At 70.0% G+C, this 8,712-nt stretch carries 10 protein-coding genes, 1 tRNA gene and 1 rRNA gene; 7 read left to right on the plus strand and 5 right to left on the minus strand.

From position 1 onward, the window contains the following. Together rrf and ACZ4FV_RS50970 are read left to right on the plus strand one after the other, a co-directional pair. A 5S ribosomal RNA gene (gene rrf, locus ACZ4FV_RS50965) occupies window positions 1-93 on the plus strand; the annotation flags it as partial. Window positions 94-170: 77 nt separating this feature from the next. Beyond that, window positions 171-353 (plus strand): hypothetical protein, encoded by a 183-nt coding sequence (locus ACZ4FV_RS50970; RefSeq protein ID WP_395866537.1) that lies wholly within the window; start codon window positions 171-173, stop codon window positions 351-353. 120 nt (window positions 354-473) lie between these two features. Here the strand turns inward: ACZ4FV_RS50970 and ACZ4FV_RS50975 are convergent, their stop codons facing one another. Next, the gene (locus ACZ4FV_RS50975; protein ID WP_465328224.1) at window positions 474-2,285 is read right to left on the minus strand and encodes a protein phosphatase 2C domain-containing protein; all 1,812 of its coding nucleotides are present in this window, start codon (window positions 2,283-2,285) and stop codon (window positions 474-476) included. Between the two features lie 538 nt (window positions 2,286-2,823). Here ACZ4FV_RS50975 and ACZ4FV_RS50980 point away from each other — a divergent pair. After that, window positions 2,824-3,984, plus strand: a complete 1,161-nt coding sequence (locus ACZ4FV_RS50980) for a tyrosine-protein phosphatase (protein WP_395866541.1) — start codon at window positions 2,824-2,826, stop codon at window positions 3,982-3,984. 134 nt (window positions 3,985-4,118) lie between these two features. Here ACZ4FV_RS50980 and ACZ4FV_RS50985 read toward each other — a convergent pair whose 3' ends face one another. From ACZ4FV_RS50985 to upp, 4 genes are all read right to left on the minus strand, one after another. Beyond that, complete coding sequence (locus ACZ4FV_RS50985) at window positions 4,119-5,000, minus strand: SigB/SigF/SigG family RNA polymerase sigma factor (RefSeq protein WP_161362103.1); 882 nt, start codon at window positions 4,998-5,000, stop codon at window positions 4,119-4,121. A 248-nt stretch (window positions 5,001-5,248) separates the two neighbouring features. Beyond that, window positions 5,249-5,785 carry a PH domain-containing protein gene (locus tag ACZ4FV_RS50990; protein WP_395866543.1) on the minus strand — a complete coding sequence of 179 codons (537 nt, stop codon included), beginning with the start codon at window positions 5,783-5,785 and terminating at the stop codon, window positions 5,249-5,251. 17 nt (window positions 5,786-5,802) lie between these two features. Beyond that, entirely contained in the window at window positions 5,803-5,970 is a 168-nt protein-coding gene (locus tag ACZ4FV_RS50995; protein ID WP_395866545.1) for a hypothetical protein, read from the minus strand. Between the two features lie 310 nt (window positions 5,971-6,280). Then, a complete protein-coding gene (gene upp, locus ACZ4FV_RS51000; RefSeq protein WP_395866547.1) occupies window positions 6,281-6,922 on the minus strand; it encodes a uracil phosphoribosyltransferase in 642 nt (213 codons plus the stop codon). A 254-nt stretch (window positions 6,923-7,176) separates the two neighbouring features. Here upp and ACZ4FV_RS51005 point away from each other — a divergent pair, with 254 nt between their 5' ends. The 4 genes from ACZ4FV_RS51005 (at window position 7,177) to ACZ4FV_RS51020 (ending at window position 8,591) form a co-directional block, all read left to right on the plus strand. Continuing rightward, entirely contained in the window at window positions 7,177-7,365 is a 189-nt protein-coding gene (locus tag ACZ4FV_RS51005) for a hypothetical protein (protein WP_395866549.1), read from the plus strand. Between the two features lie 125 nt (window positions 7,366-7,490). After that, a complete protein-coding gene (locus ACZ4FV_RS51010; protein ID WP_355534957.1) occupies window positions 7,491-7,958 on the plus strand; it encodes a tRNA adenosine deaminase-associated protein in 468 nt (155 codons plus the stop codon). Between the two features lie 5 nt (window positions 7,959-7,963). Next, entirely contained in the window at window positions 7,964-8,494 is a 531-nt protein-coding gene (tadA, locus tag ACZ4FV_RS51015; RefSeq protein WP_402234329.1) for a tRNA adenosine(34) deaminase TadA, read from the plus strand. 10 nt (window positions 8,495-8,504) lie between these two features. Further along, window positions 8,505-8,591, plus strand: a tRNA-Ser gene (locus tag ACZ4FV_RS51020). Window positions 8,592-8,712 lie beyond the last annotated feature (121 nt).

Genomic DNA, 8,712 nt, shown 5'->3' on the forward strand with positions numbered 1-8,712 from the left:
ACGCCCGGTCTCATTCCGAACCCGGAAGCTAAGCTCTCCAGCGCCGATGGTACTGCACTCGAAGGGGTGTGGGAGAGTAGGACGCCGCCGGAATCTACGTGTGAAAGGCCCGCCCCCTTTTCGGGGGCGGGCCTTTTGCGTTTTTCGAGTGCGGCGGTATGGTCGTGCGCATGCCTGACAACGAGATGGATCCCGCAGCCAGCACTCAGATGTTCCGGGCTTTCGTCAACGAGGACCGCCCCGCGGCCCCCGGCGAACCGGCCCGACGCAGCACCCCGCCGGTGTTGTTGATCGCCGGTGTCGTGGTCGCGATCATCGTGGTCGCGATTGCCGTGCTCATTGCCGTGAGCTGACATACCGACGGGCGGGCCCCAATTGTTCGGGGTCCCGCCCGAGGTACGCGGTATGCGGTGAATCGATATTCATCGCATTGATGTTCACCGCCCGAAATGGCGCGTCAATGCGTCAAGGGGTCACGCCGAGGGCCAGAGTGCGACGACGCAACCGTCGTCCTCGCGCAGGCGAAGACCCTCGTCCACGTCGCGCAGGTAGTCGAACAGCGATGGCGGAGTACGCCAATCCTCGGCGAGGCGTGGGGCGAGCCCGGCCGTCGGTTGACCGAGAGCTTCGGCGAAGCCGCCGGTCATCATGACCAGGACGTCGGTCGGACGCCAGGTGGTCCGGCAGATGCGCAGCTGATCGTCGCCCGCCTGGTCGGGGATGGCGGCCGGGGCGGTCTCCGCCGTCGTGTCCCGGATTCCCAGCGGCGCGCGCCAGCCCCCCTGGGCCAGGCGGAGCACGGTGCTGTCGCCGAGGACGGCCATGTCGACCCGGTCGTCCTCCAGGGGATCCGCGGCGGTGACCAATATCGCCAGGCGCGTCGCGGGTTCGGAGCGGCCCAGCTCGTGCGCCCGGTCCGCGGTGGCGGCGAGTCGGGTGCGCAGGTCGTCCTCGACCTCGGCCTGCACGCCGGCCCAGTCCCAGTTCTCGTGTCGCTCGCGGGCGACCATCCTGGCGACGGTGCGGTAGGCGCTGCGGACCGCGATCTGGGCGGCGAGTTCGGACGCGTGCGCGTTGTCGACCCCGTCGCAGACGATCGCGATGGTCCAGCGCGCGCTGGGGTCCGGGCCGACCGCGAAGCAGTTCTGCCGCGGCAGGCCCTGTTGCTGGTGCAGTTCGCCGCGGACGCCGGCGGCGCGGACGTTCAACCGGCCGAGCCGGCCACCGTCGACGACCATGCCGCCGCCGTCGGCGAGGGCGGGTGGGGGCAACATGCGCAGCATCCTTCGCGGTACTTCGTCCCCGGCACTCTCGGCCGCCGGCCCGGGGCGGTAGGGGACGCGGGGGGCATCGGGCACCGGGATGAACGAGGTTCCCGGCTCGGCGTCGTCGTCGTCCGATTCCGGTGCGGTCGCGGAGTCGAGCCGTCGAACATCGTCGGCGTCACCGCGGGGCGGCACCTTGTCGAGGGTGGTCGGCCGGTCGGACTCGGCCGCCGGGGCCGGCCTGTGCTTGGGGATCGGCGGGTAGGCCGGGCGGCGTTCGGACGACGGGCTCGGTCCCGGGTCGAGCGGATCGACCGGGTCCATCGGATCCGCGGGGGCGATGTCGTCTTCGGCGTCGGGCTGCCACCGGGGCGTCGGGTCCTCGCGGCGTCCCGGACGGGTGCTTCCGCGTGACGGCGGGAGTACGCCCTGCGGCCCGCGGTGCAGTCGGTCCGGTGGCATCGTGTCGCCGGGAATGGTGTCCGACATCGGCGTGCCGGGTGACGGCGACGAGCCGAGCATCACGTCTTCCCAGTGCGAGGAGCCGGTCCGCCGCCGAGTGCGTCCCGACGTCGGGGGCGGCGCCGAGTCATAGTCGGTGTCGTAGTCCGGGCCCTGGTCGTACACCCCGGCATCGGCCTCGTACGGATCGCGCCGCCCGAAGCCGGGCCGGCGGTCGTACGGATCCGGCTCGTCCTCCTCGGCCGGTGCGCCGAAGCCGAACCAGTTCGCGACCCGCCGCGCGCGGCCGGATCGGCGGCCGGGCTGATCCGGCGCCGAGTCCGGGTAACCGATCGGGCCCTCGGGCGAGGCCCCGTTGCGGTCGTACTCCGAGTCGGGGCGGCGGTCGTAGTCCGGGTCGACCCGGCGGTCGTAGTCCGGGTCCGGTCGGCGATCGTAGTCGGGATCGGGACGTTCGCGACCGACCGGTGCGGGACGTCGTGGACCCTGTGCTCGCGGGATGGGCTCGGCCGGCGAACCATCGCCGGGGGTGTGGCGCTTGCTGGTACCGTCCGGCACGGCTTCCTCCTTCGCCTCGGGCCGGCCGGCGAGCCGGTCCCGTCGTGTCGCCGGTGGGCGTGCGTCCTCCCACCCGTGCGACAAGTATCAACAGGTATAGCGTGCACGGCCCGTGCCCGTGTGCCCACGCGCGCGCATTGGTCCCCACTTTGCCCCAGGGTCGTCCCGACCACCGTGCGGACGGCGGGCTCCTACCCGGAATCCCGGTGCTCGGTACCTATTTGACGGCGTATCAGGGAAACTCCCGAGCACCGTGTCGGCGTTCCCCGTCCTGGCCGCGGATGTCCCGGATGCGGCGGATGCGTCGGCCGCGTCACCAAGTGGGCGGGAAATACGGTCGGTTGGAGATCCCCGTGGCCGCCGGCAGCGACGAGCCGGCGGTGCCGGCGATGATGCGTTCGTCTCTCCATACGCCACCGTCTGGAGTGGGTGACCCGTCCTCACTACAGTGGTGCCCGGCGCGCGGTAGCAACGACCGGTTGTTTTCCAGGTGGTTCCCGCGCGCTTACGAGCACTTCCTCTTCGGGAGCACAACCGCATGCGCATACGCACCACCCGCCTCGCGACCATCGCCGTCACGGCGGCTCTCACGCTCGGCGGCTCCGTCGCGGTCACCTCGGCCCAGGCCTCGGCCGGCACGGGCGACAGCGATGCCAACGTCTCGGCCCGAGGCGGCCTCGGCATCGTCACGAGTGCGTCGGCCACGGCCAACGCGGACGGTACGTACACGGTCACCTGGACCGACCGCCGGCCCGGCCCGATGCACGTGTACGCGTCCACCGACGTGGACCGCTTCACCTCGCTCGTCGGGACCACCAACGGCAACTCGTTGACCGTGTCCGGCCTGGACCCGGCCAAGCGCTGGTACTTCAACATCACCCCGACCGGCCCGTTCGTAGGCATGGTCACCGCACCGCGCTCGCTCGGCCTGCAGAGCGCGCCGAACGCCCGCGACATCGGCGGCTACCGCACGAGCCGGGGCCTGACCGTCAAGTACGGCCAGGTCTTCCGCACCGACGCGCTCGGCAAGGCGACCGACGCGGACGTGGCCCGCCTCGCGAGCCTGGGCCTGGACGTGTCTGCGGACTTCCGTACGGACACCGAGATCGCCGCCAACGGCGTGAACAAGCTGCCCGCCGGCACCGTGGTCGAGAACCTGCCGATCGCCGACGGCAACCTGACCAACATCACCAACGCCGCGGTGGGCAGCCGGGATCCGATCAAGCAGCAGGAACTGCTGGGCAACGGCAAGGCCGCGGCCGCGCTGGAGAACATCTATCGGGGCTTCGTCGACGACCCGGCCCAGCGCGCGCAGTTCGCCACCGTGCTCCGGGACATCGCGGACGGAAAGTCGGTGATCTACAACTGCACGGCGGGCAAGGACCGCACCGGCTGGATGACCGCGGTCGTCCTGAAGGCGCTGGGTGTCGACGACGCCACCGTCTACGGCGACTACCTGGCCAGCAACGACAACCTCCGGGCCCGCAACGAGGGTACGAAGGCAGGTCTGAAGGCCGCCGGTCTGATGCAGGACCCGACCCTGATGGACCCGCTCCTGTACGTGCAGAAGTCGTACCTGGACACGGCGTTCGGCCAGGTGCGGAAGAAGTACGGCTCGTTCGACAACTACCTGCGCAAGGGTCTGAACATCGACCCGATCACGGAATACAAGCTCCGGGCCCGGCTCCTCGCCCTCTGAGCGACGCGACGCGACGCCCGGGCGGGTCCGAGCCCCCGGCCTCCGGGCTCGAGCCGGCACCCGGCAAGGCCGCTGACGGATCGTCAGTGGCCTTGCCGGGCATCGGTCGAGGCGCGGGTCGAGGTCGGGACCGCTCAGGCGGACAGATCGGCGCGCAGGCGCGCCAGCGCGCGGGCCAGCAGGCGGGAGACGTGCATCTGCGAGATGCCGAGCCGCTCGCCGATCTGTGACTGCGTCATGTTGCCGAAGAAGCGCAGCATGATGATCTGCCGGTCGCGCGGACTCATCCGGGCGAGCAGCGGTCGCAGCGCCTCGCGGTACTCGACGCCGTCGAGCGCCTCGTCCTCCTGGCCGAGCCGGGCGATCAGCGCGTTGTCGCGATCGTCGTCGAGGTCGTGTGCGTCCAGCGACGCGGGGGAGTAGGCGTTCGCCGCCTCCATGCCCTCGAGGATCTCCTCGACCGTCAGGTTCAGGTGCTTGGCCAGCTCGACCACCGTCGGGGCACGGTCGTACTTGTGGTTGAACTGCTCGGTGGCCTCGGCCAGGGCCAGGCGCAGCTCCTGGAGCCGGCGGGGCACCCGCACGCTCCACGAGGTGTCCCGGAAGAAGCGCTTGATCTCGCCGATGATGGTCGGCACGGCGTAGGTGGGGAACTCGACGCCGCGATGCGGGTCGAAGCGGTCTATCGCCTTGATCAGCCCGATGGTGCCCACCTGGAGCACGTCCTCGTACTGGTCCGTGCGACTGCGGAAGCGGTTGGCCGCGAAGCGCACCAGGGGCAGGTTCAGCTCGACCAGGGTGCTGCGCACGTAGGCGTGCTCGGCCGATCCCTCGACGACATCGGTGAGGCGGAGCAGGAGGGTTCGGGACAGCGTGCGCGTGTCCTGAGGGGTGTCGGTGCCGGAACCCCTGACCGCGCGGGCGCGGGGGATGCCGGTACGGGGAAGGCGCGCGGGCGCGGCGCGGTCGGCGGTCGAGCCGGCCGTGCCCTCGTGGGAAGCATCTCGCAGCAGCACTGGAGAGCCCACCTCCTCGTCGGTCCTGGAGCGGAACCTGGCCGCTGCCGGCCATGGTGGAACGGCAGCCGTCGTTCGGTAGCCCCTTACCGGCGAGGGGAACCGCCCCAAACCCCTTGCGACATCCCCGATTTGTCAGGTGATGCGGGTGTATCTAGCGGCATGTCGACAGTACGAAAGCCGCGAATCACCGCAAAGAAAATTCGAGGTTTTACCAGCCGTTTCGCGTTACTCGCCGGTTCTGCCGATTAGTCGACACCGGGATCGACACCGGGACCGAACAGCTGATCGCACACTTTGAGGTAGACCGCGTCGGGTCGGGGGACGAACCCGACCTCCTTGAGAGGTTGATCCTGCCCGGCCGACTCCATCACGAACGTCCCGTGCCCGAGTATTCGGCCGCCCGGTGTGCGCCGGTAGCTCATGTCGGTCACCTTGGTCAGCGGCATCATGTTGACCTTCTTGGCGATCAGCCCGGTGGTCAGGATGATCCGCTTGTCGGTCACGATGAAGTAGTCGTTGCGCCAGGTGAGCACGTGTACCGAGCACCACAGCAGGAGCCCGGCCCCGATCGGCCACACGCCGTAGTGCACGGCCAGGTTCTCGGCCGGGAAGTACACGAGCAGCGCGATGAGCAGGATCAGTCCGAGCGCGGTGGTCGCCAGCGGGCGCAGGATGATCGCCCAGTGCCGGCGCACGGCTATCGCGCAGATCTCGGTCGGCAGCAGGTAGCGACGTATCGCGTGCGGGTCGATGGTGGAGCCGGTGACCGGCCCCGCCCCCACCTCTCGACGTGCGCGCCTCAGCTCGCCCAGCCGCTGATCGTGTCGCCGCACCACTTGGCGGCGGACGACATCGCCTGGAACCACTGCGCGACGAGGTCGGAGGCCTTTTCCGGCGTGGCGATGATCGTGTAGATGACGAAAACGATCAGGAGCAGCGTCAGGATCCTCTTGGTCTGCGCCTGCATGTCCTCGCCTCCCCGATTGAGGTATCGGGGAGAAACAATAGGGGAGAGGGAGCGGCCGCGGGGGGACCGGCCACTCTCTCTCCCCTGTGGGACCCCCGCCGGAGCAAAGGTGGGTCGTACCTTCGCAGCATCGGCAAACAGTCCCGGGGTGCCTGCGGGGCTCCTGCCCAGCCCCGGGCACACCTCCAGCATGCGCCGAGGCATGCCGCCGCGCATCCGGCGTTCGGCCTGACGGGGAAGGGCCTTGCTCCCGTGCGGGAACCGCGAGCGGGATCGACCTCGGACGGCGGTATGCCGGGCCGGTGCCGCTCTAGCCGGCGGTGCCGTACAGCCGGTCGCCGGCGTCGCCGAGGCCCGGCACGATGTAGCCGTGCTCGTTGAGGCGTTCGTCGATCGAGGCGGTCACGACGGTGACGTTGGCCTGCGTGTCCTGGAACGCCTCCTGCATCACCTTGACCCCCTCGGGGGCGGCGAGCAGGCAGATCGCGGTCACGTCGTGCGCGCCGCGCTCCAGGAGGAGCTTGGTGGCCGCGATCAGCGTGCCGCCGGTGGCCAGCATCGGGTCCAGTACGTACGCCTGCCGGCCGCTGAGGTCGTCGGGCATCCGGGTGGCGTAGGTCGACGGTTCGAGGGTGTCCTCGTTGCGGATCATGCCGAGGAAACCGACCTCGGCGGTGGGCAGCAGCCGCACCATGCCGTCGAGCATGCCCAGGCCGGCCCGCAGGATCGGCACCACCAGGGGCCGCGGGTAGGAGAGCTTGACGCCGGTGGTCTCGCTGACCGGCGTGCTGATCGCCACCGGATCGACGCGTACCCCGCGGGTCGCCTCGTAGGCGAGCAGCGTGACCAGTTCGTCGGCGAGCCTCCGGAAGGTCGGCGAGTCGGTGCGCCGGTCGCGCAGGGTGGAGAGCTTGTGGGCCACCAGAGGATGGTCGACGACGTGAATCCGCATGCTGCGACATTAGCCGTTTGGCCTGCCCGGCGGCCCTGCGGGGTTGTCGGATTCGGGCTGTCTTCGGCGGCATTCGTCGGCCGTGCGGACGGTCCGACTCGGGTGCATGCGGGAATGTCGGGCGAATTATGATTGTTACACCCATTTGTGAATGCCCTTCCGGTGTGGTCTGCCGGAGGGATGACTGAGCCGGCGTGTCCCGGGAACTACAGCCACGTCGGTTTCGGCGGCCTTTCGAGTCCTGGGGCGTGGTGATGGAGAGTCGGGAACCTCGAACGACGGCGGCCCAGCGTCGCGAGGAGGAGGCGGCCCGGCGGCGCCGCCGCACGCTTTTCCTGCGCGAACTGGCCGAGGCGCGCGAGTTGCGAGCCCGCATCCAGCCGCGACGCGCGCGCAACGAGCGGCTACGACAGATGATGCGGATGCGTACGTTCCGTTACTGAATGCGAGCGATCCTCGATCGTCTCGGCGACCTTGTTCGGCAACGTGCGCCAATTCCCGTCGTCGTGGTCCGGTATCTGCCACGATGCGAGGGACAACGCCGAAGCGAACGATCTTGGAGAGTCCCGTGGCGTACTTCGCCGCAGTGCTCGTACGTACAGACGAGCAGTGGGAGGCCCGTGAAGCCGACCTCGACGATGTCGAGGACTCGGCGGGGATGACCGCGCTGGCACGGTCGGCGGCGGTGGACGACGAACCGGTGCTTCTGTTCGTCGAACAGGAGGACACCTGGTTCGCGGTCGTCCGAGTGGACGGTGAGGAGGACCCGCGTATCTACGTCTCCGACGTGGCCGCGGTCTCCCGCAGCGCCTACGCGGACGCGTTGCTGACGGCCGATGTGCTGGACGGCCTGGAGGAGGACGACGAGGCCGTGCTGCCGCCCGGCCCCGCGGGCGACGAGACGGTGCTCGTGGACCTGGGGGTGTCGGCCCAGTTGCTGGCCGACCTCGCGGGCGAGGCGGGTCTGCCGGCGGACGCGATCGCGGTGATAGCGGAACGTCTGGGCTGCGCGGACGAGTTGGAGACGGTCCGCTGAGCACGATGCCCCTGCCGGTGCCCGAGCCCCCGTTCGACCCCGCGCTTCGTCGGTACGAGCCCGCCATGCGGCTGGCCCTGGCCGAGGCGGCCCTGGCGATCGACACCGGGGATGTGCCGGTGGGGTGCGTGGTGCTCGGCCCGGACGGCGCGGTGCTCGGCCGCGGCCGCAACGAACGCGAGGCGCACGGCGACCCGACAGCGCACGCGGAGATCCTCGCCCTGCGCGAGGCCGCCAAGGCCGTCGGGGAATGGCGCCTGTCCGGCTGCACCCTGGTGGTCACCCTGGAGCCCTGCACGATGTGCGCGGGCGCGATCGTGCTGGCCCGGGTGGACCGGGTGGTCTTCGGCGCCTGGGACCCCAAGGCCGGCGCCGCGGGCTCGCTGTGGGACGTGCTGCGCGACCGGGGCCTGAACCACCGCCCCGAGGTGGTCGGCGGCGTCGCGGCGGCGGACTGCACCGCCGTCCTGCGCGACTTCTTCACCCACACCCGCTCCCCGGAATCCGGTGACGAAGCACAGCCCGGCATCCGGTAAGCTCTCTCTCGGTAGCGTGTCCGAGTGGCCTAAGGAGCACGCCTCGAAAGCGTGTGATGGTGCAAGCTATCCGTGGGTTCAAATCCCACCGCTACCGCTCTTGAGCAGGACATACGGAAGCGGGGGGGGGGGGGGGGGGGGGGGGGGGGGGGGGGGGTGGGGGGGGTTTTTTTTTTCTTTTTCTCCTTGTGGGGGGGTTGTTAGTGGCGGGGAGGAAG

The organism is Embleya sp. NPDC025285, from assembly GCF_055558835.1.